Annotated in this window: 22 protein-coding genes; 10 read left to right on the top strand and 12 right to left on the bottom strand. The window is 70.1% G+C overall.

Features of this window, described 5'->3' with window-relative positions:
* Positions 1–249 precede the first annotated feature (249 nt).
* The 5 genes from G3I19_RS08495 to G3I19_RS08515 all read left to right on the top strand — a co-directional run bounded on the left by G3I19_RS08495 (position 250) and on the right by G3I19_RS08515 (position 7,841).
* Complete coding sequence (locus G3I19_RS08495; protein WP_164261468.1) at positions 250–1,005, top strand: TIGR03089 family protein; 756 nt, start codon at positions 250–252, stop codon at positions 1,003–1,005.
* Positions 1,006–1,154: 149 nt separating this feature from the next.
* Positions 1,155–2,393: an LCP family protein gene (locus G3I19_RS08500; protein WP_164261471.1), complete on the top strand. Its 1,239-nt coding sequence runs from the start codon at positions 1,155–1,157 to the stop codon at positions 2,391–2,393.
* 220 nt (positions 2,394–2,613) lie between these two features.
* Complete coding sequence (locus tag G3I19_RS08505) at positions 2,614–4,389, top strand: LCP family protein (protein ID WP_164261474.1); 1,776 nt, start codon at positions 2,614–2,616, stop codon at positions 4,387–4,389.
* Between the two features lie 48 nt (positions 4,390–4,437).
* Positions 4,438–6,111 carry an LCP family protein gene (locus tag G3I19_RS08510; protein ID WP_164261477.1) on the top strand — a complete coding sequence of 558 codons (1,674 nt, stop codon included), beginning with the start codon at positions 4,438–4,440 and terminating at the stop codon, positions 6,109–6,111.
* Between the two features lie 359 nt (positions 6,112–6,470).
* Complete coding sequence (locus tag G3I19_RS08515) at positions 6,471–7,841, top strand: LCP family protein (protein ID WP_164261480.1); 1,371 nt, start codon at positions 6,471–6,473, stop codon at positions 7,839–7,841.
* Positions 7,842–7,853: 12 nt separating this feature from the next.
* Here G3I19_RS08515 and G3I19_RS08520 read toward each other — a convergent pair whose 3' ends face one another.
* Positions 7,854–8,378, bottom strand: a complete 525-nt coding sequence (locus G3I19_RS08520; RefSeq protein WP_164261483.1) for an acyl-CoA thioesterase — start codon at positions 8,376–8,378, stop codon at positions 7,854–7,856.
* 118 nt (positions 8,379–8,496) lie between these two features.
* Here G3I19_RS08520 and G3I19_RS08525 point away from each other — a divergent pair, with 118 nt between their 5' ends.
* On the top strand, positions 8,497–9,756 hold the full coding sequence (locus G3I19_RS08525) for an LCP family protein (protein ID WP_164261485.1): 1,260 nt from the start codon (positions 8,497–8,499) through the stop codon (positions 9,754–9,756).
* Between the two features lie 97 nt (positions 9,757–9,853).
* Here the strand turns inward: G3I19_RS08525 and G3I19_RS08530 are convergent, their stop codons facing one another.
* Positions 9,854–10,873, bottom strand: coding sequence for a DUF5954 family protein (locus G3I19_RS08530; RefSeq protein WP_164261489.1), 1,020 nt, complete (start codon positions 10,871–10,873; stop codon positions 9,854–9,856).
* Between the two features lie 186 nt (positions 10,874–11,059).
* Positions 11,060–12,217, bottom strand: coding sequence for an acyl-CoA dehydrogenase family protein (locus G3I19_RS08535; RefSeq protein WP_164261492.1), 1,158 nt, complete (start codon positions 12,215–12,217; stop codon positions 11,060–11,062).
* Between the two features lie 165 nt (positions 12,218–12,382).
* Between G3I19_RS08535 and G3I19_RS08540 the strand changes: the two genes are divergently transcribed.
* Entirely contained in the window at positions 12,383–13,726 is a 1,344-nt protein-coding gene (locus tag G3I19_RS08540) for a UDP-glucose/GDP-mannose dehydrogenase family protein (RefSeq protein WP_164261495.1), read from the top strand.
* A gap of 15 nt (positions 13,727–13,741) precedes the next feature.
* Here G3I19_RS08540 and G3I19_RS08545 read toward each other — a convergent pair whose 3' ends face one another.
* Entirely contained in the window at positions 13,742–14,296 is a 555-nt protein-coding gene (locus tag G3I19_RS08545; RefSeq protein WP_164261498.1) for a CGNR zinc finger domain-containing protein, read from the bottom strand.
* Between the two features lie 91 nt (positions 14,297–14,387).
* Here G3I19_RS08545 and G3I19_RS08550 point away from each other — a divergent pair, with 91 nt between their 5' ends.
* The gene (locus G3I19_RS08550; protein ID WP_164261501.1) at positions 14,388–14,750 is read left to right on the top strand and encodes a VOC family protein; all 363 of its coding nucleotides are present in this window, start codon (positions 14,388–14,390) and stop codon (positions 14,748–14,750) included.
* A gap of 61 nt (positions 14,751–14,811) precedes the next feature.
* Here G3I19_RS08550 and G3I19_RS08555 read toward each other — a convergent pair whose 3' ends face one another.
* From G3I19_RS08555 to G3I19_RS08565, 3 genes are read right to left on the bottom strand one after another with little or no spacing between them, the layout of a single operon-like run.
* The gene (locus G3I19_RS08555) at positions 14,812–15,999 is read right to left on the bottom strand and encodes a dipeptidase (protein WP_164261504.1); all 1,188 of its coding nucleotides are present in this window, start codon (positions 15,997–15,999) and stop codon (positions 14,812–14,814) included.
* Between the two features lie 9 nt (positions 16,000–16,008).
* Positions 16,009–16,560 (bottom strand): 5-(carboxyamino)imidazole ribonucleotide mutase, encoded by a 552-nt coding sequence (gene purE, locus G3I19_RS08560; RefSeq protein WP_164261507.1) that lies wholly within the window; start codon positions 16,558–16,560, stop codon positions 16,009–16,011.
* Positions 16,557–17,708, bottom strand: coding sequence for a 5-(carboxyamino)imidazole ribonucleotide synthase (locus tag G3I19_RS08565; protein WP_164261509.1), 1,152 nt, complete (start codon positions 17,706–17,708; stop codon positions 16,557–16,559). Before G3I19_RS08565 ends, purE begins: the two co-directional genes overlap by 4 nt.
* A gap of 169 nt (positions 17,709–17,877) precedes the next feature.
* Here G3I19_RS08565 and G3I19_RS08570 point away from each other — a divergent pair, with 169 nt between their 5' ends.
* Positions 17,878–18,360 (top strand): GtrA family protein, encoded by a 483-nt coding sequence (locus tag G3I19_RS08570; protein WP_164261512.1) that lies wholly within the window; start codon positions 17,878–17,880, stop codon positions 18,358–18,360.
* Positions 18,361–18,389: 29 nt separating this feature from the next.
* Here G3I19_RS08570 and G3I19_RS08575 read toward each other — a convergent pair whose 3' ends face one another.
* A complete protein-coding gene (locus G3I19_RS08575) occupies positions 18,390–19,685 on the bottom strand; it encodes an ATP-binding protein (RefSeq protein ID WP_164261515.1) in 1,296 nt (431 codons plus the stop codon).
* 30 nt (positions 19,686–19,715) lie between these two features.
* Positions 19,716–20,393, bottom strand: coding sequence for a response regulator transcription factor (locus G3I19_RS08580; RefSeq protein WP_164261518.1), 678 nt, complete (start codon positions 20,391–20,393; stop codon positions 19,716–19,718).
* Between the two features lie 463 nt (positions 20,394–20,856).
* Between G3I19_RS08580 and G3I19_RS08585 the strand changes: the two genes are divergently transcribed.
* Positions 20,857–22,338, top strand: a complete 1,482-nt coding sequence (locus G3I19_RS08585) for an oligopeptide:H+ symporter (RefSeq protein WP_164261520.1) — start codon at positions 20,857–20,859, stop codon at positions 22,336–22,338.
* 170 nt (positions 22,339–22,508) lie between these two features.
* Here the strand turns inward: G3I19_RS08585 and G3I19_RS08590 are convergent, their stop codons facing one another.
* From G3I19_RS08590 to G3I19_RS08600, 3 genes are read right to left on the bottom strand one after another with little or no spacing between them, the layout of a single operon-like run.
* Positions 22,509–23,897 (bottom strand): hypothetical protein, encoded by a 1,389-nt coding sequence (locus G3I19_RS08590; protein WP_164261523.1) that lies wholly within the window; start codon positions 23,895–23,897, stop codon positions 22,509–22,511.
* Positions 23,898–23,911: 14 nt separating this feature from the next.
* Positions 23,912–25,033: a hypothetical protein gene (locus tag G3I19_RS08595; RefSeq protein WP_164261572.1), complete on the bottom strand. Its 1,122-nt coding sequence runs from the start codon at positions 25,031–25,033 to the stop codon at positions 23,912–23,914.
* A gap of 2 nt (positions 25,034–25,035) precedes the next feature.
* A complete protein-coding gene (locus tag G3I19_RS08600) occupies positions 25,036–26,046 on the bottom strand; it encodes a hypothetical protein (protein ID WP_203599336.1) in 1,011 nt (336 codons plus the stop codon).
* Positions 26,047–26,102 lie beyond the last annotated feature (56 nt).

Here is a 26,102-nt window from a genome sequence, read left to right on the forward strand (position 1 = left end):
CGGCCCGGGGCGCGGCCGCGCCGGCCGGTGCGGCAAGCGGCAGGGTGAGCGTGGCGGCGCACGCGACGGCGATCGAGGCGGAGAGCACAGAGGCAGTCATAGGAGCACGCATAGCTACGATTTGGACATACCCTCCGGTCCCTGTCCATCCCGGAACTGACGCCGCATCGGCCCGGCGGGACGGCCGTCCCGCCCGGGAATCCGCGGCGGCGGCCGTCCCCGGCCGGGCCCGCGACGTACGCTTCCCGCATGACTGCCAGCGACCACACCCCCGCCGACCTGCTGCTATCCGCACTCGCCTTGGAACCGGCGCGTCCCCTTGTCACGTTCTACGACGACGCGACCGGCGAGCGCGTCGAACTTTCCGTGGCGACCTTCGCCAATTGGGTGGCCAAGACCGCGAATCTGCTCCAGGGCGAGCTGTCGGCCGAGCCGGGCGACCGGCTCGCTCTGCTGCTCCCGGCGCACTGGCAGAGCGCCGTGTGGCTGCTCGCCTGTTCCTCGGTCGGCGTGGTCGCCGACGTCGGCGGCGACCCGGCCGAGGCGGACCTGGTGGTGAGCGGCCCCGACACCCTGGAGCAGGCGCGTGCCTGCGGCGGGGAGCGGGTGGCACTGGCGCTGCGCCCCCTCGGCGGCCGCTTCCCGCAGCCGCCGGCCGGCTTCGCCGACTACGCGGTCGAGGTCCCGAGCCAGGGTGACCGCTTCGCACCGTACGCGCCGGTCGACCCGGACGCGCCCGCGCTCGCGGTCGGCGGGACCGAGCTGTCCGGCGCGCAGGTGGTGGAGCGGGCCATGCACGATGCGGCGGGCGTCGGACTCGCCCCGGGCGCACGGCTGCTGTCGGGGCGGCCGTACGACAGCTGGGACGGCCTGTCGACCGGGCTGTACGCCCCGCTGGCGGCCGGTGCCTCGGTGGTGCTCTGCCGCAATCTCGGCCTGCTGGCCGACGGCGGCCTCGAAAAGCGCGTCGAGAGTGAGCGGGTCACCCACTCCGTCACGCACTGATGGGCCACTCGTCTGGCCCACCCCAGGACGAGCCCCCGGGAACAGGCGCGCTCCGAGGTACATGATCGGGAGAAATCACCACCAAGCGCGCGGTTCAGTCGTCTGTCCGTTCCGGTCGGCGGCCCAGCGCGTCGCCGACTCCGTGAAGGATGGACGCAGACGTGACGGACAGTGCTGGCACTCCGGACGACGAGCCGCAGACGGGCGGCCCGGACGAGGATCCGTCGAAGTCCGCCCCCGAGCCGCCGGCCGGGCGCAAACGGCACTGGGTGCGCTGGACCGCACTGGGCGTCGCGTTCGTCGTGCTCGTCGCCGCGGGCGTCGGCTGGTGGCTCTACAACAAGCTCGACCACAACATCAGGACGGACAACACGGCGACCGCCGAACTGCGGGCGTACGAGAAGGAGCGCCCCCCGCCCGTCGCGAACGGCGCCGAGAACATCCTGCTCATCGGGTCCGACTCGCGGGCGGGCGACAACAAGAAGTACGGCAGGGACGAGGGTTCGCAGCGCTCCGACACCACGATCCTGCTGCATCTGTCCACCGACAAGAAGAGCGCGACGGCGGTCTCCCTGCCGCGTGACCTGATGTCGCACGTGCCGAGTTGCATGAAGGCGGACAAGAGCCGTACGAAGAAGCAGTTCGTGCAGTTCAACTGGGCGTTCGAGTACGGCGGCACCGCCTGCACCGTCCGCACCGTGGAGAACATGACGGGCATCCGGATCGACCACTACATGGTGGTCGACTTCGAGGGCTTCAAGGGCATGGTCGACGCGGTGGACGGCGTCCAGGTGTGCCTCAAGAAGCCGGTGAACGACAAGGACGCCCATCTCAAGCTGCCCGCGGGCCGGCAGACGCTCAACGGGGAGCAGGCCCTCGGTTACGTACGCGTCCGGCACTCCATCGGCAACGGCAGCGACACCGAACGCATGCAGCGCCAGCAGGAGTTCCTCGGTTCGCTGGTGAAGAAGGTGCAGAGCAACGGCGTTCTGCTGAACCCGACGCGGCTGTACCCGGTGCTGGACGCGGCGACCAAGTCGCTGACCACGGACCCCGGCCTTGACACGCTCAAGGACCTGTACAACCTGACGCGGCGGTTGCGGGACATCCCCACGCACAGGGTCCAGTTCCTGACGGTGCCGCGTGAGCCGTACGTCAACAACCGCAACCGCGACCAGCTCGTGCAGCCGGCCGCCGACCGGCTCTTCAAACGGCTCCGTGACGACGACCCGGTCACCGTGACGAAGGGCGGCACCGGGACCGCCGCCGGGGACCAGGGCACGCAGAGCGCGGGAGGCACGTCGGGTACCGGCGGAAAAGGCAAGCCGTCGCCCTCGCCGCAGGCCACTTTCCCGGGGACGAATGCGGCTTCGGCCGCCTGCGGGTAAAACAATTCTCAAACCCGTATCCGCAGGGCATGTGGATTGGGTGGTATGCCCAGTTGTAAGCGCCAAGGAATGTGTCCTGGACGTCGCTCGGCATTGATCCGGGCAGATAGTGTGACGCGATCCGGTGCATCCGGCCATGCGGCCGTGCACCGGAGGACGAAAGACCGAGCGCTCGGGGGGAGAGCGCCTCGCGTGGCACCGACGGAGGACACAGGCAACCGTGGACGCGCATAGCCGTGGGCGGGACGATATCGACCCCGCAGACCAGTGGGTGCTCAACCCGGAAACCGGCAATTACGAACTGCGACTGAACCCCTCCGGAACGCAGTCGGGAGACAGATCGCCTTCGGATTCCGCATCCGCTCCCGGCCGCTCACGGCGCAGGGACTCGGTGCCCGAACAGTCCGCCGGCAGACGCTCGCAGCAGCAGTCACCTCCGCAGTCACCGCGCCGTGACGTACCGGGCCAGCGCAGCCGCCGGGCGTCGGGCAACGGCCAGGACGGCCGCGCCGGGGGCGGGCCGCAGACGCAGGCCGGCCGCCGCAAGCGCAAGCAGCAGAAATCGCGCCGGAAGAAGGCGCTGATGTGGACCGGCGGTGCGGTGGCCTTCGTCCTGGTCGCCGGGTCCACCGGGGCGTATCTGCTCTACCAGCACTTCAACGGCAACATCAACAAGATCGATGTGGTCGGCGGCACGTCGGGATCCACCAAGGACCGGGCCGTGAACATCCTGTTGATCGGTACGGACAAGCGCACCGGCAAGGGCAACGAGGGCTACGGCGACAAGGGGAGTGTCGGCCATGCCGACACCAACATCCTCTTCCACGTCTCCAAGGACCGGACCAACGCGACCGCGCTGTCCATCCCCCGTGACCTGATCACCGACATCCCGGACTGCCAGGTCAAGGAGCCGGACGGATCGACGAAGACGATCCCCGGCACCCAGCAGGTCCGCTTCAACACCAGCCTGGGGCAGGACTCGCGCGACCCGGGCTGCACCATGAAGACGGTCAAGGAGATCACCGGCCTGACGGTCGATCACTTCATGATGGCCGACTTCAACGCCATCAAGACGCTCAGCACCGCGGTGGGCGGCGTCGATGTCTGTGTGGCGCACGCGGTGGACGACAAGGAGTCCCATCTCAAGCTCCCTGCCGGGAAGTCCAAGGTCGAGGGCGAGCAGGCGCTGGCCTTCGTCAGGACCCGGCACAGCTTCGGCAACCAGGGCGACCTGGACCGCATCAAGGTGCAGCAGCAGTTCCTGGCCTCGCTGATACGCAAGATGACCTCGGGTGACACGCTCACCAGCCCCACCAAGCTCTACAGCCTGGCGAATTCGGCGACCAAGGCGCTCACCGTCGACAGCGGCATCGGCAGCATCGACCGCCTCAAGAGCCTCGCGATGGACCTGAAGTCGGTGAACCCGAAGAACGTCACCTTCACCACGCTGCCGGTCCTCGACAACCCGGCGGAGAAAATACACGCCACGGTCGTCGTGAACCCCACCCAGGCCGACCCGCTGTTCTCGATGATGCGCGACGACGTCTCGCTCACCGAGGTCAAGAAGAAGAAGAGCGAGGCCGCGAGCAAGCAGGAGGCGCTCCTCAAGGGGAAGCAGGCGAACGCATCCGACGTGCGGGTGAAGGTGCTCAACGGCGGGGCCCAGGCAGGATCGGCGCAGACCACGCTGACCTGGCTGCAGAACACCGAGGGCGTACTGAAGTCGGAGAACGGCGGCAACTACAAGCCCGATCTGGCCAAGACGACCCTCACCTACGGGCCGAACCAGGCCGACCAGGCCCGCAAGCTCGCCGACATCATGGGCCTGCCCGCGTCGGCGCTCAAGCCGGGTACGAAGGACTCCGTCGGGCTCGCCCCGATGACCCTCGTCCTCGGTGCGGACTTCAAGGCCGCCGGCACACCCATCACGGCGCCGACCAAGGCGCCGGCCGATATCCAGAAGGTCGAAGCCGACAAGACCGTGTGCTCCAAGTGACACCAGGTCACCGGGGAATACGCATACCTGAGTAGCAGGGGGGACCTGGTGGGACAGAGCAGCACGCGAGGGGAGGGGACTCGGCCTCGCGTTCCGGGAGCGAGGCAACCCGGCCGGCACGACAGCGCGTCCACCGCGCCGTCGGGGGCCGGCCGGAGGGCCCCGGACAGCGCTCCGGGCGGCGGGCGCGGGAACCGCAGACAGCAGACGTCGCGGCGGCGGGCCCGGCGCGGGAAACGCCGAATACTCCGCTGGGTGGCGGGAACCGTGGCACTGCTGGTCATCGGCACCGCGGGCGCGGGATATCTCTACTACCGCCACCTGAACGGAAATCTGCAGAAGAGCGCCCTCAACCTCGGCTCCCACCAGGCCCCGAAGCCGACGGCCAACGCGGCGGGCCAGACCCCGCTGAACATCCTGCTGATCGGCTCGGACGCGCGGGACTCCAAGGAGAACCAGAAGCTCGGCGGCGCCAAGAACACCTTCGGCGGCGCCCCCCTGGCCGATGTGCAGATGCTGCTGCACGTCTCGGCCGACCGCACCAACATGTCGGTCGTCAGCCTGCCGCGCGACACCGTACTGAAGATCCCCCAGTGCACCGCCGAGGACGGCAAGACCTACCAGGCGACGGGCTGGACCCTCGCCAACGAGTCGCTCGGCCGCGGTGGCCCCGGCTGCACGGTGGCCACCTGGGAGTCCCTCACCGGCATCCACATCGACCACTTCATGAAGATCGATTTCTCCGGTGTGGTCTCCATGGCGGACGCGATCGGCGGGGTGCCGGTCTGTGTGGACGCCAATGTGTACTCGCACACCCATGACGGCCACGGCTCGGGGCTCAAGCTGAAGAAGGGCACCACGTCGGTCAAGGGGCAGCAGGCGCTCCAGTGGCTGCGGACACGGTACGGATTCTGGCCGGACACCGACGTCATACGGACCAAGGCCCAGCACGAGTACATGAATTCGATGGTCCGCCGGCTGCGCGAGGGCACCAAGCTCACCGACCCCGGTGAGCTCATGGACCTCGCCGAGTCGGCCACCAGAGCGCTCAAGGTCGACGACGGGATCGACACGGTCAAGAAGCTGTACGACCTGGCCGGGGAGCTCAAGAAGGTCCCGACGTCGCGGATGACCATGACGACCATGCCGAACGTGAACTCCACCCGGCCCGGGTTCGAGGAGAAGGTCGACCCGAAGCCGGGCGACGCGGAGAAGCTGTTCGCGATGGTCAGGAACGACACCCCGCTGGACGGCAAGGGGGCGAAGAAGAAGCCCGCCGAGAAGGTCTCCGACGACCCCGCCGCGCCCAAGGCCGACATCGGTGTCACGGTGCGGAACGGCACCGGGGGCGACGGCGGGCAGCCGGCGCCCGGCCGGGCCGGCTCGGTCGCGGCGCTGCTGACCGGGCAGGGCTTCACCCGGGCCGTCGCCGATCAGACGCTTGATCCGCAGAAGACGACCGAGGTGCTCTTCCCCAGCGCCGATCTGGAGGGTGACGCCCAGGCGGTGGCGAAGGCGCTGGGTGTGCCGCTGAAGTCCGTGAAGAAGTCCACCGATGTCAGCGGGGTCACGATGGTCGTGGGAAGCGACTGGCGTGAGGGCACGACGTACCCCAAGTCCACGGCGGACGACGGCAAGACACCGGACTCGGCCAACGCTCTCCACGGGGACGACAAGTCGGCGTGCATGCATGTCGACCCCGCCTACACCTGGACCTCGTAGGCCGGGAGCGCACACCGGAAAGGGCCGGACCTGCTGCCTCGCGGCGGCGGGTCCGGCCCTTTCCCGGAGTTTTGACGGTGTCGCCGGCCGGGACCGGGAAGGCCCGGCGGGCGACACCATGGCGGACCGGCATGATCGCAGAAACAGCGGGCGCGGCGCCCGTGGGACGGTGACGTTACCGCGAACGAGGGACACCGGGCGCGGCGGCCGGGCGGCCTGCCCGGGATGTTGATCACAGCGGCTTACCGTGGTCGCTTCCCCTGTCCGCCCCTCGCGGAGGTGTCCCAGTTTCCCCCGTGCCCCCGCCTCCCCGCCGCAGAAGGCCGCCGCCGCGCCGCCCGCCCCGCCCCCGCTGGGGCATGCGCATCACCACCGCCCTGTCCGTCCTGGTGCTCGGCGCCGGCGGGATCGGCCATGCCCTCATCGGTGAGCTGGACGGGATCGGGCGCATCGACCCGTTCAAGGACATGAAGAACCGGCCGGCGCCCGGCCGCGGCATGAATGTGCTCCTCGTCGGCACCGACGGCCGCGACAAGATCACGCCCGCGGAGAAGAAGAAGTACCACCTGGGCGGCGCCCCCTGTCACTGCACCGACACGGTGATGCTCGTCCATGTCTCGGCCGACCGCTCCAGGGTGAGCGTCGTGAGCCTGCCCCGGGACAGCTACGCGGTGGTGCCCGAGCACACCGACCCGGCCACCAGGAAGCGCGTCAGCGCCCATCCGGTCCGCCTCAACGCCGCGTACGCCCAGGGCGGGCCCCAGCTCACGGTGCAGACCGTGGAGAAGATGACCGGCGTGCAGATCAACCACTATCTGGAGGTCGACTTCACGAGCTTCATGAAGACGGTGGACGTGCTCGGCGGCGTCGACATCTGCACCGCCCGCCCGCTGAAGGACTCCTACACCGGGCTCGACCTGCCGGTGGGGACCAGCAAGCTCAACGGCGGCGAGGCCCTCCAGTACGTACGCTCCCGCCATCTCGACGCGGCGTCCGACCTGGGCCGGATGCAGCGCCAGCAGCGGTTCATGGCCTCGCTCATCGCCAAGACGACCAGCAGCGGTGTGCTGCTGAACCCGGTCAAGTTCCGCGATGTGGCGTCCACGGTCTTCGGCTCGGTCCGGGCGGACAAGGGGTTCGGCCCCGACGAGATGCTCTCGCTGGGGCAGGCGATGCGGGGCTTCAAGCCGTCGTCGTCGGAGTTCACCTCCGTACCCATCGGGCAGATGAACTACCGGGTGCCGGGCATCGGCTCCACGGTGAAGTGGGACCCGGCGAAGGCAGGGAAGCTCTTCAAGGAGATCCGCGAGGACGTGCCGATCGCCGTGCACAAGTCGGCCGGGACGAAGGCCCGGAAGGTCGACGTGCCCCCGAACCAGATCCGGGTGCAGGTCGTCAACGGCACATCGACCACCGGTCTTGCCGCCCGCGCGGACAAGAGCCTGCGTGCCACCGGCTTCCTCTCGTCGGTCGCGGCCGCGGTTCCCGGCAAGCCGGTGCCGTCGGACACCAAGCGCACGGTCATCGAGTACGACCCGCGCTGGAACCGGTCGGTGCGTTCGCTCGCCGCGGCGCTGCCGCACGCGGAGCTGCGCTCGGTCCCGGGGATCGGCTCCACGCTGAAGGTGACACTCGGCCCCGACTTCACGTCGGTGACGCCGGTACGGGCCGACGAACCGGATCCGAGCAGCGCCGGGGCGGTCACGGGCGACCAGGTGGTCTGCAAGTAGGCGGCCGCCCGCTCAGTCGTCGATGCCGTCGGCGACGCGCTGCTCGCGGAGCTCCTTGATCGCGCGGCGCCGGGCCAGCCGGTGGGTGCGGCGGATCTGTGCCTCCTCGTAGCGGCGCTTGTCGCGCTCGCTGCCGGGGACCACGGGCGGCACGGCCCGCGGCTTGCCGTCCGCGTCGACCGCGGCGAAGACGAGGTACGCGGTGCCGACCTGCTGGGCCGGGGACGACTCGTTCCACCGCTCGGCCAGGACCCGTACACCGACCTCCATCGAGGACCGGCCGGTCCAGTTCACCTGGGCCTTGACATGGACCAGGTCTCCGACGCGGACCGGCTCCAGGAAGACCATCTCGTCCATCGACGCGGTGACCGCGGGCCCGCCGGAGTGCCGCCCGGCCACGGCGCCCGCCGCGTCGTCCACCAGCTTCATGATCACACCACCGTGCACGGTACCGAGGAGGTTGGTGTCATTGCCCGTCATGATGTGACTCAGGGTGGTACGTGAGGCCGAGGTGGGCTTGCCCGGAAGATCTGTCATACGTGCCAGCTTAGAGCCGCCCCGCACCACGGCACTTTGCATCAGGTCTGCAACAGCACTGCCCCGATTCCACACCCGCCCTGTAATACATACGCACCGTGACGGCACACTGGTCCACATGGACGACAGGGACCGCTACGGACGTGGCAGCGAGAACGCACAGCCCGAGGGCGCTCGGGTCATGCGGCACGTGCAGCGTCCGACGCCACCTGCCCAGCGGCAGTACGGCGGACAGCAGCAGGGCCAGGGTTACGACGACGGCTACGGCGACGCGTACGACAGTGGCTACAACACCGGCCAGGTCTACGGGCAGGGTGGCCCCGGTGTGCCCGGCGCCCGCAGAGGCCAGGGCGGTCAGGGCACCGGAGGCCCGCGCCCCGCCACCCGCCCGGGCACCCCGCCGAACTGGGGCCGCCGCATCAGGATCGGTGCGCTGGTCCTGGTCATCGCGATCCTGGGCGTCTCCATCGGTACGTACTTCTGGGCCGACGGAAAGCTGCGCCGCGAGGTCGACCTGTCCAAGGTCATCGACCGCCCCGCCGCGGGCAAGGGCACGAACTACCTGATCGTCGGCTCGGACAGCCGCGACGGCATGTCCGCGGCCGACAAGAAGAAGCTGCACACCGGCTCCGCCGAGGGCAAGCGCACCGACTCCATGATCATCCTGCATGTCGGTGACCACGGGGACACGATGGTCTCGCTGCCCCGCGACTCGAACGTGACGATCCCTTCGTACAAGGGCTCCGACTCCGGGAAGCTCTACCCGAACACCGGCCGGCAGACGAAGCTGAACGCCGCGTACGCGGAGGACGGCCCGGAGCTGCTGGTGCGCACCATCGAGTACAACACCGGGCTGCACATCGACCACTACGCGGAGATCGGCTTCGACGGCTTCGCGAGCATCGTGGACGCGGTCGGCGGGGTCCAGCTGGACATTCCGCAGGCGTTCAAGGACAAGGACTCGGGCGCCGACTTCCCGGCGGGCAAGCAGACCCTCAACGGCAGCCAGGCCCTGGCCTTCGTCCGCACCCGGCACGCCTTCGCGGCCAGCGACCTGCAGCGCACGAAGAACCAGCAGAAGTTCCTGTCGGCCCTGGCCTCGCAGACGGCCACCCCGTCCACGGTCCTGAACCCGTTCAAGCTCTACCCGGTGATGGGCGCGGGCCTGGACACGGTGATCGTGGACAAGGACATGAGCCTGTGGAACCTGGCGTCCATGTTCTGGGCCATGAAGGGTGTGCAGGGCGGCGACGGCAAGCAGATGAACATGCCGATCTCGGGCTCCACCGGCGGCAACCTGGTCTGGGACAAGACCAAGGTCAAGCAGCTGGTGCAGGAGCTGAAGGACGACGACACGGTGACGGTCTCGGGCAACTGAGCCCCTCTCGTCCCGTCTCGTCCCGGACCGGAAGAGGCCCCCGGAGCTGCCGCCGAGCCCCGGGGGCCTCCGCTGTCCCCTGCCGCTGTCGGCGCCGCTACTCCGCGTGCGTGATGGTGCCCCACTCGTCCATGGTGGGGCGGATCTTCATGGGCTCCTGGATGTCCGTGTCCGACCGCCGCGGCGGCTCGGGGCCGTCAGGACCGATGCGCATCATGCGCTCCACCCGGACGATCTGGAAGCAGCGCCCCCGCACCCGCAGCTCATTGGGCCTGATCTGCTGGGTGAACCGCTCGGCCGCCCGCGCGTACACCGCGGCGTCCCGTTCGCCGATGTCCCCGAACATCGGCAGCGACTCGGTCAGATAGCTGACGAGCCGGCGCCGCGCCTCCTGCGGGGTGTCGCACTGCACGCCCACCATCGACCAGGACTGCTCCTTGTGCTCCATGATCCGGAAGGTGACGGGCAGCAGCACCAGACCGGGGTGGGTCGTCACCGCACGCCGGGAATCCGCCAGTACGTCGGGCGGGAAGCGCCGTGAGGTGTACGAGAGCGACAGCAGGCCGACCCGGTCCAGGCCCTCGGTCAGCCCGACCGCCGCGCTGTGGTCGATGACGAAGCCCCTGGTACGCGCCCCCTGGCGGACGGGCGTCTCGTCCCAGCCGTCCGTGTCGACGTCGGTGGGCCGCGGCGGCTCCAGCCGGCCCCCGCCGATCCTGGCGAACTCGTCGGCGCGCACGATGCGGTAGCGGGTGCCGCAGGCGGACACGGCGTTCACCGGTTCGGTCTCCAACCGGGCCACGGCGGCGAGGAGTTCGCGCCGCTCCAGGTGGTCGTCGGTCTCGTCCTTCGCCTTGAGCCAGAGGTGCGAGTTGAGCTCGTCCCTGGCGTCCTGCGGATACCCGGTGTCCATCCCGCCGAGCAGCCGCCACCGCGGCCGCTCACCGCGCCGCTGCTCCGCGAAGCCGAAGAGCGGCCCCCTGACCACGATCTCGCCGTAGGTGCGCGCCGCGGCTATCGCGTCCAGCTCGGTGACTTCGGAGACGGGGTCGTCCCGGCGCTGCACATTGATGAAGAACCGCCCGGGCGTCTGCGTCTGCTGCTCCTGCTCCTCCATGGCGACAGTGTGCAGGCGTCCGGTCACACCGGGCGAGCGAAATGCGGAAACCGGTCCGCTCCGGTGCGTGCTGCCGTATACCTGTACGTTTCGCGGCAGCGCGGACCGGGGCAGAACCGGGACAGCGCGAGGGGAGCCCCGGCGGCGGCCGGGGCTCCCCTCGTTCCGGGGTGGAACCGGTGGTGATTACGGCAGGTTGCGGGCCATCACGATCCGCTGGACCTGGTTCGTGCCCTCGTAGATCTGGGTGATCTTCGCGTCGCGCATCATGCGCTCCACGGGGTAGTCGCGCGTGTAGCCGTACCCGCCGAGGAGCTGGACCGCGTCCGTGGTGACCTCCATCGCGACGTCCGAGGCGAAGCACTTGGCGGCCGCGCCGAAGAACGTCAGGTCGCCGTCGAGGCGCTCGGACTTGGCGGCGGCCGAGTAGGTGAGCTGGCGGGCCGCCTCCAGCTTCATGGCCATGTCGGCGAGCATGAACTGGATGCCCTGGAAGTCACCGATCGGCTTGCCGAACTGCTTGCGCTCCTGGACGTACCCCTTGGCGTAGTCGAGCGCGCCCTGGGCGATGCCGATGGCCTGGGCGGCGATCGTGATGCGGGTGTGGTCCAGGGTCTTCATCGCCGTGGCGAAGCCGGTGCCCTCCTCGCCGATCATGCGGTCGGCGGGGATCCGGACGTTGTCCAGGTAGACCTCGCGGGTCGGGGAGCCCTTGATGCCGAGCTTCTTCTCGGGGGCGCCGAAGGAGACGCCCTCGTCGGACTTCTCGACCACGAAGGCGCTGATGCCCTTCGAGCGCTTGGTGGGGTCGGTGACCGCCATCACCGTGTAGTACTCGGAGACGCCCGCGTTGGTGATCCAGCGCTTCACACCGTTGAGCACCCAGAAGTCACCGTCGCGCACCGCCCTGGTCTTCATGCCCGCAGCGTCCGAACCGGCGTCGGGCTCACTCAGGCAGTACGAGAACATGCCCTCACCCTTGGCGAGGCGGCTCATGTACTTCTTCTTGAGGTCCTCGGAGCCGGAGAGGATCACCGGGAGCGAGCCCAGCTTGTTCACGGCCGGGATCAGCGAGGAGGAGGCGCAGACACGGGCGACCTCCTCGATGACGATGACCATGGCGAGGGCGTCGGCCCCGGCGCCGCCGTACTCCTCGGGCACATGGACGGCGTGCAGGTCGGCGGCGGTCAGCGCGTCCAGCGCCTCCTGCGGGAAGCGGGCCTCCTCGTCGACCGCGGCGGCGAAGGGTGCGATCTTCGCCTCGGCCAGGGCACGGACCGAGTCGCGGAGCATGTCGTGCTCTTCGGCCGGGCGGTACAGGTCGAAATCGGGCGAACCTGCCAAGGTCACTCACTCCCCAAGATGCTAACTACCGTTAAGTAACCCAATTTTAGGGGCTGCCCGCCCCCAGGGATACGTGAGGTTGGCGACAGGAGCGGGGCAGGGTGTCGAACAGCCCGACTATGCTCGGGCGCGCACCCGATCCCGCAGGCACCCTGGAGCTCCCCGATGGCCCTGAAAATCACCGTGATCGGTACCGGCTATCTCGGTGCCACCCACGCCGCGGCCATGGCTGAGCTGGGATTCGACGTGCTCGGTCTCGACATCGTCCCCGAGAAGATCGAGATGCTCTCGCAGGGCCGCGTCCCCATGTACGAGCCCGGTCTCGAAGAGATCCTGCACCGGCACGTCGCGGGGATCGAGGGGTCGACCGGGCGGCTGCGCTTCACCACATCGTGGGAGGAGGCCGGCGAGTTCGGCGATGTGCACTTCGTCTGCTGCAACACCCCGCAGAAGCACGGCGAGTACGCCTGCGACATGTCGTACGTCGACAACGCCTTCCGCTGGCTCGCACCGCATCTGAAGCGGGACGCGCTGGTCGTCGGCAAGTCGACCGTGCCGGTCGGCAGCGCGGCCAGGCTCGCGGGGATGCTCAGGGAGCTGGCCCCCGCCGGCGAGGGCGTGGAGCTGGCGTGGAACCCGGAGTTCCTGCGCGAGGGCTTCGCCGTCAAGGACACCCTGCACCCCGACCGGATCGTCGTCGGCGTGGAGAGTGAGCGCGCGGAGAAGCTGCTGCGCGAGGTGTACGCGGGACCGGTGGGTGAGGGGTCGCCGTTCGTGGTGACCGACTTCCCCACGGCCGAGCTGGTGAAGACCGCGGCGAACTCCTTCCTCGCCACGAAGATCTCCTTCATCAACGCGATGGCCGAGGTCTGTGAGGCCGCGGACGGCGATGTCGCGAAGCTGGCGGAGGCACTCGGGCACGACGAGCGCATCGGCAGGAAGTTCCTGCGGGCCGGGATCGGCTTCGGCGGCGGCTGTCTGCCCAAGGACATCAGGGCCTTCATGGCCCGCGCGGGCGAGCTGGGCGCCGACCAGGCGCTGACCTTCCTGCGCGAGGTGGACTCGATCAACATGCGCCGCCGCGGCCACATGGTGGAGCTGGCCCGGGAGGCCGTGGGCGGCGGCTCGTTCCTCGGCAAGCGGGTGGCCGTGCTGGGCGCGACCTTCAAGCCGGACTCGGACGACGTACGGGACTCCCCCGCGCTGAACGTCGCGGGCCAGATCCACCTCCAGGGCGGCCAGGTCACGGTCTACGACCCCAAGGGCATGGAGAACGCCCGCCGGCTCTTCCCGACGCTCGGTTACGCGGAGACCGCACTGGACGCGGTACGCGGCGCGGATGTCGTCCTGCACCTGACGGAGTGGCGCGAGTTCCGCGAGCTGGACCCGGCGGCACTGGGCGCGGCGGCATCCGAGCGGATACTGCTTGACGGCCGGAACGCCCTGGACCCGGCGGCGTGGCGCGAGGCCGGCTGGGTGTACCGGGCGATGGGACGCCCGCGGGCCTAAGGGCTGGCCGGCGGATCAGGCCGGGCTCGCGTCCGTACGGTCCGGGCCGGCCGGTGCGGTCGGGCTGTCCGTACGGCCTGCCGTTCTGCGGGCACGGTAGCTGCGCATCTTGGCGCGGCTGCCGCAGACCGCCATCGTGCACCAGCGGCTGCGGCCCGCCGGGCTGCGGTCGTAGTACGCCCAGTGGCAGTCCTCCGCCTCGCACGCCTTGAGCCGTTGCCAGGTGCCCTCCGTGACAGCTGTCGCGACAGCCACCGCGACACGGGAGGCGAGCGAGGCCGCGTCCGCGGGGACCAGGGCCGCCGTGCCTTTCTCGTCCACCGAGAGCAGCAGCGGCGCCCGGGACAGCAGACGGGTCAGGGTGACGCTCCGCCCGGGCGGCATGTCCCGGCCCGCGTGGGCGAGGCAGGCGGCCCGCAGCGCCTCCCGCAGCTCCTGGGCGTCGGCCAGCGCCGCTCCGCTCAGTCCGAACTCCGCGGCCAGCCGGTCCTCGCCCGTGTCGAGGCTCACCGTGTTCACCAGCGCCTCCACGAGCGCGAGACCCCCCGGCGCGACTGCTCTCTCACTCACCCTTGCGACGTTACCCCTCATGGGGGAGCATGAGGTAACCGTTACCGGTTGAAGCCATATACCGGTAATCAAACCGACCGGGGAGATCGCCATGGCCGTAGCCAAGCTCGGTGCCATCGTTCTGGACTGTCCCGACCCGCGCGCGCTTGCCGCCTTCTACGCGGGGATCATCGGCGGCGCGGCCGAGGACGGCGACCCGGACTGGGTGGACCTCAGGGGACACCAGGGCACACCGCTCGCGTTCCAGCGGGCGCCGGAGTTCGTGCCGCCGCGCTGGCCCGCGGGCGAAGGCTCGCAGCAGTTCCATCTGGACCTGGCCGTCGAGGATCTGGACGCGGCCGAGAAGGAGGTCCTGGCGCTCGGGGCGACGGTGCTCGACGCGGCGGACCGGACGCGGACCTTCCGGGTGTACGCGGATCCCGCGGGGCATCCGTTCTGCCTCTGCGCCTGCTGAGTACGGCTGCCGCGGCAGGTACGGGCCGGGTGACCCGGACCTGCCGCTTCCGGTACGGCTGTCAGCCGTCCAGCTCGGCCAGGGTCGCGTTGGACGGGCCGCGCCCGGCCTGGATCCCGCGGGCCGCGTCCTCCGCCGCGCGCAGCACCCGTACCGCGTTCTGCCAGGTCAGCTTGGCCAGGTCAGGCTTCGACCAGCCGCGGCCGATCAGCTCACCGATCAGGTTCGGGTAGCCCGCCACATCCTCCAGGCCCGCCGGGGTGAAGGCCGTGCCGTCGTAGTCGCCGCCGATACCGATGTGGTCGATGCCCGCGACCTCGCGCATATGGTCCAGGTGGTCGGCGACCGTCGACACGGTGGCCATCGGGCGGGGGTGCGCCTCCTCGAAGGCGCGCTGGACCTTCAGCCCCGCGGGCGTGGTGTTCAGGTGGTGCAGCCCGTGGGTGCGCATGTTCTCGTCCGCGCGGGCGGTCCAGGCGACCGCCTCGGGGAGGATGAACTTCGGGACGAACGTGGCCATCGCGACGCCACCGTTGGCGGGGAGCAGCGCCAGGACGTCGTCCGGGATGTTGCGCGGGTGGTCGCAGACCGCACGGGACGAGGAGTGCGAGAAGATCACCGGCGCCGTCGATGTCGCCAGCGCGTCACGCATCGTGGACGCCGCCACGTGCGAGAGGTCCACCAGCATGCCGGTGCGGTTCATCTCGCGGACGACCTCGTGGCCGAAGGCGGTCAGCCCATGGGCCTTCACGACGTCGGTCGCGGAGTCCGCCCAGGCGATGTTGTCGTTGTGCGTGAGCGTCATGTAGCGCACGCCCAGCGCGTACAGGGCGCGCAGCGTGCCCAGCGAGTTGTTGATGGAGTGGCCGCCCTCGGCACCCATCAGTGAGGCGATACGGCCCTGGCTCCTGGCCTTCTCCATGTCGTCGGCGGTCAGCGCGCGCACCAGGTCGTTGGGGTAGCGGGTGAGCAGCTGGTCCACGGCGTCGATCTGCTCAAGCGTCGCGCTGACGGCGTCCTCGCCCGCCATGTCGCTGCGGACGTAGACCGACCAGAACTGCGCGCCGACGCCGCCCTTGCGCAGCCGGTGCAGGTCGGTGTGGAGGTGGCCGGTCTGGTCGCGGGCGATGTCCAGCGCGTCGAGGTCGTACCGTACGTTCTCGCGCAGTGCCCAGGGCAGGTCGTTGTGGCCGTCCACGACCGGGTACTCGGCGAGCAGGTCCAGCGCTTCGGTGAGGTGATGGCTCATGACGACCGCCTACTTTCCGAATCCGAAGGTGTCCGCGCCCGATGCCCTGGCGCGCAGCCGGGTGCCCTTCTCCGTCGCTTCGTCGTTCAGCTTCTGCTGGAAGTCCCGCATCCTGTCCTGGAGTCCGGGGTCGGAGGCGGCCAGGATGCGGACGGCGAGCAGCCCCGCGTTGCGCGCGCCGGCCACCGAGACCGTCGCCACCGGGACGCCGGCCGGCATCTGCACGATGGAGAGCAGCGAGTCCATGCCGTCCAGGTACTTCAGCGGCACCGGGACGCCGATGACCGGCAGCGGGGTCACCGAGGCCAGCATGCCCGGCAGATGGGCGGCTCCCCCGGCGCCCGCGATGATCGCCCGCAGCCCCCGGCCCGCGGCCTGCTCGCCGTACGCGATCATCTCGCGCGGCATCCGGTGCGCGGAGACGACGTCCACCTCGTACGCCACCCCGAACTCGTCCAGGGCCTTGGCCGCTGCCTCCATGACGGGCCAGTCGGAGTCGGAGCCCATCACCAGGCCGACGGCGGGGGCCTCGGATGCTGCGGAAGCTGACGGAGAGGTCATTCGGTGATCGTCCCTCGCAGGTATCCGGCGGCGTGACGGGCGCGCTCCAGCGCTTCGTCGAGGTCGTCGCCGTAGGTGTTGACGTGGCCGACCTTGCGTCCCGGCTTCACGTCCTTGCCGTACATGTGGATCTTGAGCTGGGGGTCGCGGGCCATGCAGTGCAGATACGCCTGGTACATGTCCGGGTAGTCGCCGCCCAGGACGTTGCACATGACCGTCCAGCGGGCGCGCGGGCGCGGGTCGCCCAGCGGCAGGTCGAGGACCGCGCGCACGTGGTTGGCGAACTGCGAGGTGATCGCGCCGTCCTGGGTCCAGTGGCCCGAGTTGTGCGGGCGCATCGCCAGTTCGTTGACGAGGATGCCCGGTGTGCCGTCGGGGCCGCGGACCTCGAAGAGTTCGACGGCGAGGTGGCCGGTCACGTCCAGCTCGGCGGCGATCCGCAGGGCGAGCTGCTGGGCCTCGCCCGCCAGCTCCTCGGCGATGCCGGGCGCGGGGGCGATCACGGTGTCGCAGACGCCGTCGACCTGCTGGGACTCCACCACCGGATAGGCCACGGCCTGGCCGTGCGGGGAGCGTACGACGTTGGCCGCCAGCTCCCGTACGAAGTCGACCTTCTCCTCGGCCAGGACCGGGACGCCCGCCTTGAAGGGGGCTTCGGCGTCCGCGAGGGAGCGTACGAACCAGACGCCCTTGCCGTCGTAGCCGCCCCGGACCGTCTTGAGGATGACGGGGAAGCCGCCCACCTCTCCGGCGAAGGCGACCGCGTCGGCCGGGTCGGAGACGATGCGGTGGCGGGGGCAGGGGGCGCCGATCGCCGTGAGTTTCTCGCGCATCACCCCCTTGTCCTGGGCATGCACCAGCGCGTGCGGGCCGGGGCGTACGGGGATACCGTCCGCCTCCAGGGCGCGCAGATGCTCGGTGGGCACATGCTCGTGGTCGAAGGTGATCACGTCGCAGCCGCGCGCGAACGCGCGCAGCGTGTCCAGGTCGCGGTAGTCGCCGACGACGACATCGCTGACCACCTGGGCCGCCGAGTCCTGCGGGGTGTCACTGAGCAACTTGAATCTGAGGCCGAGGGGGATACCCGCCTCGTGGGTCATCCGGGCGAGCTGTCCGCCACCGACCATGCCGACTACGGGGAACGTCACGTACCCCAGGGTATCCGCAGGCCCGTAGCCCGCATGCCAGCACGTCACGGCCTTGACCGGGCACCCGAACGGAGCACTGGCTAGCATGGTCGCGTTGACTCACCGAAGCGATCCGAACCAGACCGAAGCGAACGCCGGCCAACCAGAGCGAACGGGGCTATCGACCACCATGAGCGATTCCGGCGGGATGCGGACGCGGGTGCAGCGGCTCTGGCGCGAGGTCGCCAAGTTCGGCGCGGTGGGGGCGCTGGGCCTGCTGGTCAACATGGCGGCGTTCAACCTGCTCCGCCACACGACCTCCCTGCAGGTGGTACGGGCCAGTGTGCTGGCGACCGTCATCGCCGTCGTCTTCAACTACATCGGCCTGCGCTACTTCGCCTACCGGGACCGCGAGAAGAGCGGACGGGCCAGGGAGATGGGGCTGTTCCTGCTGTTCAGCCTGGTCGGCGCGGTGATCGAGAACGGGATCCTCTACGCGGCGACCTACGGCGCCGACTGGAACTCCCCGCTGCAGAGCAACTTCTTCAAGTTCCTCGGTATCGCCGTCGCGACGCTCTTCCGCTTCTGGTCCTACCGCACCTGGGTGTTCCGGACGCTGCCGGCGTCGGACCCCGCCCCGGCACCGACGCTGGTGGAGGCGGGCCCGGAGTAGGGCCCGCCCGGGACCCACGCCCCCCCCGGTCACCGGATGGTCGGCTGCGGCGGCTCCTCCGGGCCGGGCAGGCTGTTCTGCTTCAGCGGGTCCTTCGACACCCGGCTCAGGAAGAGCGCGAAGACCGGCGGGTGCTGCTGGAGCATTTCGAGCCGCCCGCCGTCCGCCTCCGCCAGATCGCGGGCCACCGCGAGACCGATACCGGTGGAGTTGCGCCCGCTGATGGTCCGCTCGAAGATCCGGGCCCCGAGGTCGGGCGGCACACCCGGCCCCTCGTCCGTCACCTCGACGACCGTCTGGGTACCGGTGACCCGGGAACGGACCGCGACGGTGCCGCCACCGTGCATCAGCGAGTTCTCGATCAGCGCCGCCATCACCTGGGCCACCGCGCCCGGTGTGCCGATGGCCCGCAGCCCGCGCTTCCCCGACCGTACGATCGCCCGCCCCGCGCTGCGGTACGCCGGGCGCCACTCCTGGAGCTGCTGGGTGACGACCTCGTCCAGGTCGAAGGTGACGGCGGAGCCGGTGCGCGGGTCGCGGGAGTTGGTCAGCAGCCGCTCCACGACGTCCGTCAGCCGCTCGACCTGGGTCAGCGCGATGGTCGCCTCCTCCTTCACCGTGTCCAGATCCTCGGTGAGGGTGATCTCCTCCAGCCGCATGGAGAGCGCGGTCAGCGGCGTACGGAGCTGGTGCGAGGCGTCGGCGGCCAGCCGGCGCTCGGCGGTCAGCATCCGGGTGATCCGCTCGGCCGACGCGTCCAGCACATCGGCGACCCGGTCCAGCTCCGGCACCGCGTACCGCTTGTGCCGGGGACGCGGGTCGCCGGAGCCGAGACGTTCGGCGGTCTCGGCGAGGTCGGTGAGCGGCGAGGTGAGCTTGTTGGCCTGGCGTACGGCGAGGAGCACCGCCGAGACGATCGCGAGGAGCGCCACCCCACCGATGATGAGCAGGGTCCGGCCGACCTCGCGGGTCACCGTGGAGCCCGCTTCCTCGACGGTGACCTGCTCACCGTCGGCGCCGGTCGCCTTGCCCCTGATGACGCTGCCCTGCGGCTCGGTGCCGAGCCTGATGGTGTCCCGGCCGGGGATCTTGATCACCGAGTAGCGGTGGGCGTCGACCTGGTCGTGCAGGATCGACTCGGTGACCCGTTCGTCGCCGAGGATCCGGCTCTCGACGATGCTCGCGAGGCGCAGCGCCTCGGAGTCCACGCTCTCCTGGGCACTGCTGCTGATGGTGCGTGTCTCGACGATGACGAGCGAGACGCCGAAGACGGCGATCACGACGAGTACGACGGCGAGCGTGGAGTTGATGAGTCGGCGGCGCATGCGGCAAGTGTCGCAGTCGCGCCGCGGGCCTCAGCTCTTCTCGAAGCGGAAGCCGACACCCCGCACGGTGGCGATGTAGCGCGGGTTCGCCGCGTCGTCACCGAGCTTCTTGCGCAGCCAGGAGATGTGCATGTCGAGGGTCTTGGTGGACGACCACCAGGTGGTGTCCCAGACCTCGCGCATCAGCTGGTCCCGGGTGACGACCCGGCCCGCGTCCCTGACCAGGACCCGCAGCAGGTCGAACTCCTTCGCGGTGAGCTGGAGTTCCTCGTCGCCCATCCAGGCGCGGTGCGACTCGACGTCGATCCGCACGCCGTGGGTGGCGGGCTGCGGGGCGGTCTCGGCGGCGCCGCGCCGCAGCAGCGCCCGTACGCGCGCCAGCAGCTCGGCGAGCCGGAACGGCTTGGTGACGTAGTCGTCGGCGCCGGCGTCCAGGCCGACCACCGTGTCGACCTCGTCGGCGCGGGCGGTGAGCACCAGGACCGGCACCGTGTGCCCGTCGGCGCGCAGCCGCCTGGCCACCTCGAGACCGTCCATGCCGGGCAGCCCCAGGTCCAGGACGACCAGGTCGATCCCTCCTTGAAGGCCGGCGTCGAGCGCGGTCGGTCCGTCTTCCCGCACCTCGACCTCGTAACCCTCCCGACGCAGTGCGCGGGCCAGCGGCTCCGAGATGGATGCGTCGTCCTCGGCGAGCAGTACACGGGTCATGAAGGTGATGGTAGACCGCGACGGGTCATGCTCGTGAGGTGATCGCCAAGGGCTACAGGTCTGGGTGGCTATCGGGATTACCGCCTTCGAATACAGTGGCCAGTTCCGGCATTCACCTGTGATCCATGTCTCAACCCCTTTCAAATGCCGCAGCTGCCTCTTTATGGTGGCGATACGCCTGTAGCAGTACTTGGGGTCCTTTGGCCTGCCTTGATGCGCCAAAGACCCTTTATCTGTGCGCGGTTGGTACCCCGGCCGCGCGGACAGTGAATGACCTAGCGGCCGGGCCCTGTGCGCGAGGAAGCGCACGGAGCGTGGATCCCGGCGTGGTCTCCCCCCTCGGTACGGAACCCATCCGGCTGGCCCCTCTGGCGTGGGGCGGGGACGGACCACGCCGGTGCCGGCCACCCCCCACCGGGCGCGTCACCGATCTGCGGCGCGTCCCGAAAAGCAAGGAACGACCATGGCGTCAAGCCTGACGAAGGCTCCGGACACCCCGGAAAAGACCTTCTTCGGCCACCCCCGCGGCCTGGCACCGCTCTTCATGACGGAGATGTGGGAGCGTTTCAGCTTCTACGGCATGAGGGCTCTGCTCCCGCTGTACCTGGTGTCCAGCGACGGTCCGCATCTGAGCATGGCCACCGCGACGGCGATCTACTCGATCTACCTGGCGATGGTCTACCTCCTCACCATGCCGGGCGGCTGGTTCGGCGACCGCGTCTGGGGGGCCCGCAAAACGGTCACCATCGCGGCCTCGGTCATCATGGTCGGGCATCTCACACTGGCGCTGCCCGGTACGGGCTCGTTCTTCGCGGGTCTGGCGCTCGTCGCGTTCGGTTCCGGACTGCTGAAGGCCAACATCTCGACGATGGTCGGGCATCTGTACAAGGGCCCCGACGACCCGCGCCGTGACGGTGGCTTCACCGTCTTCTACATGGGCATCAACATAGGTTCCTTCTTCGCGCCGCTGGTCATCGGTACGGTCGGCGAGAACGTGAACTGGCACCTCGGCTTCGCCCTCGCGGCGGTCGGCATGGCGCTCGGTCTGCTGCAGTTCCTCATCGGCACCCGCCACCTGAACGAGCGCAGCAGCATCGTCCCGAAGCCGCTGTCGGCGCAGGAGCGCAGCTCGGTCCTGACCAAGGGCCTGATCTGCCTGATCATCGCCGCGGTCTTCTACGGCATCGTGGTCTTCAGCGGCGCCTTCACCCAGAACTGGGCGCTCTACCCGATCACCGTGCTCGGTCTGCTCATCCCGATCGGTGTCCTGGTGCGCATGAAGCGCGACCGGGAGCTGTCCGGCCTGGAGCAGAAGAAGATCTCCGGGTACATCTGGTTCTTCGTGGCCGCGGCCGTCTTCTGGATGATCTACGACCAGGGCGGCTCCACGATGTCGCTCTTCGGCGAGAACTCCACGACGAACAGCCTGCTCGGCTTCCACTTCCCGACGTCCTGGTACCAGTCGGTGAACCCGGTCTTCGTCATGGCGCTGGCCCCGGTCGTCGCCTGGATATGGCTGGCTCTCAACAAGAGGGGCAAGGAGCCGAGCACGGTCGTCAAGTTCGTCTCGGGTCTCTTCCTGATAGGCGTCTCCTTCTTCGTCTTCATGCTGCCGCTGATGTCGACGACGGACGGCTCGCGGGTCAGCCCGATGTGGCTGGTGGCGATCTACTTCGTCCAGACCGTCGGTGAGCTGTGCCTCTCGCCGGTCGGCCTCTCGGTGACCACGAAGATGGCTCCGGCGAAGTACGCCAGCCAGATGATGGGTGTCTGGTTCCTCGCCGTCACGGCCGGTGACTGCGTCACCAGCCTGATGTCGCTCTCGGGCGTCAACCTCAACAAGTCCGGCATGGTCGGGCTCGAAGCGGCGCTCGCCGTGGTCGCGGCCGTGGCGATCTGGATGTACCGCGGCAAGGTCAGGGAGCTCATGGGCGACGTCCGCTGACGCCGTTCCCGCCTGCTGTACGACGAGGGCCCCGCCGCACCGGTCAGGTGCGGCGGGGCCTTTCTCGTAGGCGTTCTCGTGCGGGTTCCCGTAGGCGTTCTCGTGCGGGTTCCCGTACGCGCTCCCGTACGCGCCGGGAGCCTGCCGGGGGTGTGCGCCCGGGGCAGGGGTCAGCGGGTGCCGCGCAGCCTCCTCCACGGGGTGAAGGTGAACACGGCGCCGCCCAGCAGGATCACGGTGCCGGCCACCAGGCCGAGCGCCCGCAGACCGCCGTTGTCGCTCGCGCCGGTCTCGGCGAGCCCGCCGCTGCTGCTGGTGCTGCCGCCCGCGCCGCCGGCCGCCGTACCGCCGGTGGTGCCACCGGTCGATGTGCCGCCGGACGCGCCGCCCGGCTGGGCCGATGTGTCGAGCTGCAGGGAGACCGCGACGTTCGCCGGCGGGGTGCAGGTGGTAGTCGTACCGAGCGCCTTGACCGTCAGTACGCCGGGGCTGAGCGTCGCCTTGCCGTCCGCGCCCGGCTTGTACGTACCGGTGAGGTCGGGGATCTCGATCGGTGCGCCCGACTTGATGGCCGACTTGTTGGCCGGGCCCACCACATGGACCGTTCCCTTGTCGGCGCCGCCGAGCTTGACCTCCATGGACGGGACGACCGAACCCGCGGGGATGTCGGCCGGGCTGTCCATCACGGACTTGCTGAACTTCACGTCGAGGCCGTAGTCCCCGCCGCTCTTCTTCGCGTTGATCTGCACCGGAGATGTGGCGTTCTTGTCGCCGATGGGCGTCTTGCAGGCGTAGGCGACGGAGACCTGCTTGCCGGTGAAGTCCGTCGCGCCCCCGGTGCCGCCCGTGGTGGTCCCACCGGTGCTGGTGCCGCCCGTGGTGGTCCCGCCGGTGGTCGTCCCTGCGGTCGTGCCGCCGGTGGTGGTGCCCCCGGTCGTGGTGCCGGCCGTCGTGCCGCCGGTGGTGGTGCCGCCCGTGGTCGTACCGGCCGTCGTGCCCCCCGTGGTGGTGCCGCCGGTGGTCGTACCGCCGCCGTCCGTGACCTTGATGGTGGCCGACGACTTCACCGTCTCCTTCGGCGAGCACTTGGTGTCCGTGGAGATCGGCTTGCTGACGTTGATGTTGTACTTGTCGGCCGTCAGCGTGACGTCACCGGCCTTGGTGAGCTTCAGCTTGCCCGTCATGTCCGAGAGGATCATGGGGGCGCCCTTGGGGATGGCCGGATTGGTCCTGGGCCCCTGCATGTCCAGGTCCGCGGTCTGCGCGCCCGCCACCTTGACCGTGCCGGTCGGCTGCACGGTGTTGGCGTCCAGATCGAGGATGTCCGGGTTCTTGGAAGCGGCCGAGACCGTCTTCCACACGACGTCGACCTCGTCGCCCACCTTCGCCGTGGCGGGCGCCGTGATCGCCACCTCGGTCGTGCCCTCGATGGCCGGCAGGCCGGAAATCGCGGGCGGTATGCACTCGGTCTTGTACGAGACGTCCGCGGCCTGGGCGGGGCCCGCGGCCAGCATGATTCCCGCACCGCCGAGCATCAGCGCCAATCCCGCCGCGCTCATCCTCCGTTGTCTGATCACGAGTTTCCCTTCGTCGTCGGGTGCTTCTCGGCCGGGTGGTGCTCAGACGGTGCGGTGTCCGGGGTGAACCACGGCAGAGCCGTGGCCGTCGGGGGCTGCGGCCCGTCGGCGGGCGGCGCCGCCCGCTCGGGCCTGCGGAGCGAGGGCATGCGCACGGCGAGTCCTGGCAGCAGCGCGTTCCGGTGGCGGCCGGCGCCACCGGCCGTACCGCGCGCGGACCGGGGCCTGACCTTGTCGACGACGGCCATGCCGATACGGAACACGGCGGCCGGCACGACCACGCACAGCAGCAGCCAGAAGAACGTGACACCCCAGGGGCGCCCCACCCCCCAGGGCTGCTCGATCAGCACCTTGCCCGCGTACTTGACCGCGATCTGGTAGTCGCCGTGTGCCCCCGTGGTCAGTTCGGCGTCCAGCTTGATCCGCGCCTTCTTGCCGGGTGCGATCGTGCCGTGCCACTGCCGGTCCTCCCACTGCGGGGCGAACACGCCGTGCGAGGTGCCGAGGGAGAAGAGCGGGTCCTTGACCGGCGTCGAGCCGAGATTGCCCACGGTGAAGACGACGGTCCTGCCGGGCGGCGCCCCGAACCAGGTGAGCACTCCGCTCGACCCTTCGAGGCGGGCGCCGGACAGCACCGCGAGCCGGCCGCCGGGCGGCGGCTTCGGCAGCGCCGCGACCGGATGGCCCGCGACCTTGAACTCGACGTCGGTGGCCGCCTGTTCACCGGTCACCGTGGCGATGTGCACCACGCACGGGCAGGGTTTGGGCGGCTCGGCGACCGGCAGCTTCTTGCTGAAGGCGCCCTTGGAGTCGGTGGTGACGGCGCGCCCCTCGGAGTTGGCGCAGGCGTTGGTGCCGCCGATCACGCCGCGGGCCGGGCTGGACTGACCGCAGATCAGCATCATGAGCAGCGCGTCGGGGCGCCAGCCGGTGCCCTTGACGGTGATGTCGCCGCCCTTGCCCGCCTGTTGCTGGGAGAGCGTGGCGCCCGGCTTGCCGGCCGCGACCGCGGCGGCGCCGGTGGCCGGGGCCGGCGCCAGGGCGGGGACGAGCGCGAGGAGGAAGGCCAGTGCCGCTCCCCGGCTGCCGATGGCCCGCAGCCACCGGGCGGGTTCGATCTTCACGTTGCCGCTCCCGCCGTCGCCGGTTCGCTGTCGGTGTGCCTGGTGTCGGTGTGCCTGGTGTCGCCGCTGTGTCCGGTGTCGCTGTCCCTCATGTGCGGGTCAGGTCCCGCCCCGGTCCCCCGGGCGCGTCTGCGCCGTACGGCGAACCAGCCGGCCGTACCGGCCGACACCAGGGCCAGGAGCCCGGCCATCCGCCACCACGGCACGAACACCGCCGAAGCGGAGCCCGTCCCGCGCGCTCCGCCCCCGGCCGTCACCACGAGGTGCACGGACGCCGAATCGAGCGCCGGCGCATGCGGCCACTTCTCCGTGAGCTGTACGCGCCGCCCCGGCAGCAGTTCCACCGGCAGCGTGCGCCCCGCGATGTGGTGGGCGCCGCTGACGAGCCCGTCGGCGCGTACGTCGAGGTGCGGGGTGAGGGTGGTGTTGCCGCGGTTCACGAGTGTGTAGCGGATCAGCCCCGGCCCCTTGTCGACCCGGACGTCCTCCACGGTCAGCGCCGAGAGTGTCGGCCCGCTGACCCGCAACTGCACCCGTACCCCGGCCTGGTGCCCGCCGGACGACGCCACGATCGCGGCCGGGTGGTCGCCCGGTTCTGCGGTGGCGGGGACCGTGACGCTGAAGGGCACCCGGGCGCTGGTGCGCGCCGGGACCTTCACCGTGCGGGCGGCCGGCGTGATCCAGGTGTTGTCCGCGGCGCGGAGCGCGGACCCGCCCGACGCCGTGTTGTACGCCTCGGCGCCCCGCAGCCGTACGGTCACCGCCTTCCTGCCCGGATTGGTCAGCGCCAGGGTGTCCTCCAGGACGGTGCCCGGCGCCCCCTCCAGATAGAAGTACGGCCGGCCGTCCGCGCTGGGCCTGGTCCCGCCGCCGGTCGCGGGCGCGGCCGTCCACCCCGGCCCGCCGGACGCCGGCTCCGCCGCGGACGCGGGTACGAGCGCGGGTCCGGCGGAGCAGAGCAGTACGGCAGCCGTGAGCACGGCGGAACGGATGGTGCGCGTGAGCATGAAAGGACTCCCTGTTGCCCTGTGGCCCTGGTGTTCAGCCCGCCTGCCTGTTTCCG

Source organism: Streptomyces sp. SID10853, assembly GCF_010548145.1.
GTDB lineage: Bacteria > Actinomycetota > Actinomycetes > Streptomycetales > Streptomycetaceae > Streptomyces.

Excerpts from the sequence above, each read along its gene's own strand:
- G3I19_RS08495 (WP_164261468.1), top strand. The coding sequence starts at position 250 with ATGACTGCCAGCGACCACACCCCCGCCGACCTGCTGCTATCCGCACTC.
- G3I19_RS08500 (WP_164261471.1), top strand. The coding sequence starts at position 1,155 with ATGGACGCAGACGTGACGGACAGTGCTGGCACTCCGGACGACGAGCCG.
- G3I19_RS08515 (WP_164261480.1), top strand. The coding sequence starts at position 6,471 with ATGCGCATCACCACCGCCCTGTCCGTCCTGGTGCTCGGCGCCGGCGGG.
- G3I19_RS08520 (WP_164261483.1), bottom strand. The coding sequence starts at position 8,378 with ATGACAGATCTTCCGGGCAAGCCCACCTCGGCCTCACGTACCACCCTG.
- G3I19_RS08525 (WP_164261485.1), top strand. The coding sequence starts at position 8,497 with ATGGACGACAGGGACCGCTACGGACGTGGCAGCGAGAACGCACAGCCC.
- G3I19_RS08530 (WP_164261489.1), bottom strand. The coding sequence starts at position 10,873 with ATGGAGGAGCAGGAGCAGCAGACGCAGACGCCCGGGCGGTTCTTCATC.
- G3I19_RS08540 (WP_164261495.1), top strand. The coding sequence starts at position 12,383 with ATGGCCCTGAAAATCACCGTGATCGGTACCGGCTATCTCGGTGCCACC.
- G3I19_RS08550 (WP_164261501.1), top strand. The coding sequence starts at position 14,388 with ATGGCCGTAGCCAAGCTCGGTGCCATCGTTCTGGACTGTCCCGACCCG.
- G3I19_RS08555 (WP_164261504.1), bottom strand. The coding sequence starts at position 15,999 with ATGAGCCATCACCTCACCGAAGCGCTGGACCTGCTCGCCGAGTACCCG.
- purE (WP_164261507.1), bottom strand. The coding sequence starts at position 16,560 with ATGACCTCTCCGTCAGCTTCCGCAGCATCCGAGGCCCCCGCCGTCGGC.
- G3I19_RS08570 (WP_164261512.1), top strand. The coding sequence starts at position 17,878 with ATGAGCGATTCCGGCGGGATGCGGACGCGGGTGCAGCGGCTCTGGCGC.
- G3I19_RS08575 (WP_164261515.1), bottom strand. The coding sequence starts at position 19,685 with ATGCGCCGCCGACTCATCAACTCCACGCTCGCCGTCGTACTCGTCGTG.
- G3I19_RS08580 (WP_164261518.1), bottom strand. The coding sequence starts at position 20,393 with ATGACCCGTGTACTGCTCGCCGAGGACGACGCATCCATCTCGGAGCCG.
- G3I19_RS08585 (WP_164261520.1), top strand. The coding sequence starts at position 20,857 with ATGGCGTCAAGCCTGACGAAGGCTCCGGACACCCCGGAAAAGACCTTC.
- G3I19_RS08590 (WP_164261523.1), bottom strand. The coding sequence starts at position 23,897 with ATGAGCGCGGCGGGATTGGCGCTGATGCTCGGCGGTGCGGGAATCATG.
- G3I19_RS08600 (WP_203599336.1), bottom strand. The coding sequence starts at position 26,046 with ATGCTCACGCGCACCATCCGTTCCGCCGTGCTCACGGCTGCCGTACTG.